At 29.6% G+C, this 2,906-nt stretch carries 3 protein-coding genes; 1 reads left to right on the top strand and 2 read right to left on the bottom strand.

Features of this window, described 5'->3' with window-relative positions; translation table 11 throughout:
• A partial coding sequence (locus EZH24_RS09675; protein ID WP_137998948.1) for a variable surface protein VspJ occupies nucleotides 1-1,193 on the bottom strand: 1,193 nt, incomplete at its 3' end.
• Between the two features lie 196 nt (nucleotides 1,194-1,389).
• On the bottom strand, nucleotides 1,390-2,058 hold the full coding sequence (locus EZH24_RS09670) for a hypothetical protein (protein ID WP_137998947.1): 669 nt from the start codon (nucleotides 2,056-2,058) through the stop codon (nucleotides 1,390-1,392).
• Nucleotides 2,059-2,266: 208 nt separating this feature from the next.
• Between EZH24_RS09670 and EZH24_RS09665 the strand changes: the two genes are divergently transcribed.
• Nucleotides 2,267-2,842, top strand: coding sequence for an SAM-dependent methyltransferase (locus EZH24_RS09665; protein ID WP_137998946.1), 576 nt, complete (start codon nucleotides 2,267-2,269; stop codon nucleotides 2,840-2,842).
• Nucleotides 2,843-2,906: the final 64 nt, after the last annotated feature.

The raw sequence follows: 2,906 nt of genomic DNA, 5'->3' as shown, positions 1-2,906 counted from the left end.
CTAAATTTAGCAAAAGGAGTTATGGATAATTCGCCGTAAAATAAATATCCAATCGAATAAAATACTGGCGGTATTCTAACGGGTTTTGCGCTCGAAGCGTATTGGTTAACCCCCCCCGTTACCATAGAAAGAGAAAGAGCGGGTTCTAAATAAATAGAGATTAAATCGCTCTCCGCCGTAAAACCTACGGGAACGGAAACTCCTATAAATTGAGGTTTAGTTATATAATAAGTTTGTCCGCCAATATCGATGCTCGCTCCTTCAACTTCGGATTTTACTCTATGAGTCTCCATATCATACCAACCTGTTGTTGTAGAAGTATCCATATCGAAAGCGCCCATTGGAGATGTCGCGTCAATTATATAATGTCCGAATTCGACTGCTCCGCTATGCGTTCCTCCAGCTGGAGTTGTTACGGAATAAGAAGTTCCCTTAAAATCTTTGACAGAACCTTGATACAATAATCTTATTTGAGGCTCTATCAAAATCGGGTCGGTAGTGGCAATGAAATATCCTCTCAAATCTATACCAATGGAATGAGCCGTAGCGTCTTTTATAAAGCCGTATTTTCCGTCTTCTCCCATTTCGAGCGACATTCTTCCCGCCATATTTGTTGGTAAAGTCGGAGCTTCAGCATATCTATTTTCATTAGCTTTCATTTTATACATTCCGTATTTTAGGTTTACTCTTAATCTGCTAAAAATATCGCTGTCGAAATAATATTCTAATCTTATATCGGTAGAAACCGACAAATCGTCTTTATTAATATCTCCGCTTCCTACTCCGATTGTAACGGGAACATTTATTCTCAACTTTTCTCCCAAAGCCGTTGCGGTAATTATTGGAGTATGAGCCTGCCAAGTCGCCGTGCTATACATAAATTGATAGCCAAATCCTATTCCAAAGCTTTCGTTTTTGTAGCCGATTCCCGCTATGGCTCTCGGTCTGAAAGTATTTATTCCGCCTTTAACTCCGTTTTCTAAATTATCAAGCAAAACTCCAGCGGTTTCTCCTTCTACTCCAATCATAAAGCGAACATTTTCGCTTCCCGCCAATACTCCCGCTCTGTCGAGTCTAATTGTAAGTTGGTCTTCGTCTATCAAGAAGTCGTTAAAATCTTCCAAAATCGTATATCCGAATAACGAATATGCGCTAATTAAAATCATCGTTAATATTAAATGTAATATTTTCATTTTTATTATCCTTTGTTTTTATTTTTTTATTTTTAGTTTTTTATTATTTTCAAACAACCTTATTCCAAAAATACAATTATTTATTTCTTCATTTATATTAATTATTAATTTTTTTTAAATTAAACCTTATTAAACTTTTTAAAATTTTTTCTTTATAAATTAAATTAATTTTTTTATCTAATTTTTTAATTTAAATTTATAAAGGTTTTTTTCTATTTTTATTTCTGTCTATCGCCTCCTTTAATAAATCTCCGTTCGGATAAATTTCAATACTCATATCGATATACTTTTGATAATTTTCGTTATCTTTAGTTTTGAAATAGTATTGAGATAGCCAAACATAAGATAAATATTTTTGATATTTTTGATTTGAATTATTTAAAGCCTTATTAAAATATTCAAACGCCTTTTTGTCGCTTCCTCCAGCTATAGCGGGCGCATGCATATACCCTACAGCCGTTCCTAAAAGAGCGAAAAAATTATTCGAATCTTTCTCCAAAACTTTTTTATATATATCTTTGGTTTTTCTGCCGAAAGAAATCTTCTCGGGTAAACCGCAATAATACACAATATAAGACATAAGCTCCGATACGCTTATCAAATAATCGATATCGTCCGAATTTAGATAATTTTCATTTTTACCGATTTGATTTTTAAGATAATTATATTTTTCTTTATCTTCTTTTAACTTTTTAGCTTCTACCAAAGAAGAAATATTTTTATAAGTTAAATCCTCTTTCGATATATTCTTTAAATCGTAATTTGAAGAATAATAATTATTATAAAAATCGTTTATATCCTTTGAATTATAAGAATATAAATTATTAAAAAATATCGTTAAAAATATTAATAAGTAACGCTTCATGCAAAATCCTTATGTTTTATATTATTTCAATTAAGTTTGTATTTTAACTTTAATTGTTAGTATATTCTAACATAATTAATAAAAAAGCGCAAGCCCTTATATAAAATATAAAAAAAATTCTACTCGCAATACCATAATTTTATATTAAAAATAATATATTCGCTTATTATTTATTTAAAAAAATAAATAATATAATATAATTTCTAAAATGAAAAAAGTAAAAGATTTCTACTACAAAAAAGCAAAAGAAGAAAATTATAAAGCTCGAAGCGTATTCAAACTTGAAGAGGCGCAAAATAAATTTAAGTTTATAAAATCTTCCGATAGAGTTTTGGATATAGGATGCTCGCCAGGTTCTTTCAGTCAATATATGCTTAACAAAATATTAAAAAGCGGCTCTGTAGTCGGAGTCGATATACTTCCAAATTCTTTTTCGCATCCAAAATTTACTTTTATACTTGGCGATATTAAAGAAATGAATTTAACTACTTTTGATAATATAAAATTCGATGTCGTGGTAAGCGATGCAATGCCGAATACTACTTCCGATAAAGAAACGAATCATTTTCGTTCGATGGCTTTGGCAAAATCAATTTTTAATCTTACTAAAGAAGTTCTTAAAAACGGAGGAAATTTTTTTATAAAAGTTTTTGACGGAAAAGATTTGCCCGATTTCAAAAAGGAATTAAAAGAAAATTTTGAATCGGTTGAAGTATTTAAACCGAAAAGTTCGAGAGAAGAAAGCAGAGAAATATTTTTATTTTCAAAACATTTTAAATTTTAAGAATTGATTAAAATTTATTGATTGATAGAAAATAATTTTTTATATATAATATTTTTTATTGTTT

Origin of the sequence: Brachyspira catarrhinii, assembly GCF_005518285.1 — a bacterium.
GTDB classification, from domain to species: Bacteria; Spirochaetota; Brachyspiria; order Brachyspirales; family Brachyspiraceae; genus Brachyspira; species Brachyspira catarrhinii.
The sequence above is the reverse complement of the archived record's forward strand: the minus strand, read 5'-3'. Positions and strand labels throughout refer to the sequence as shown.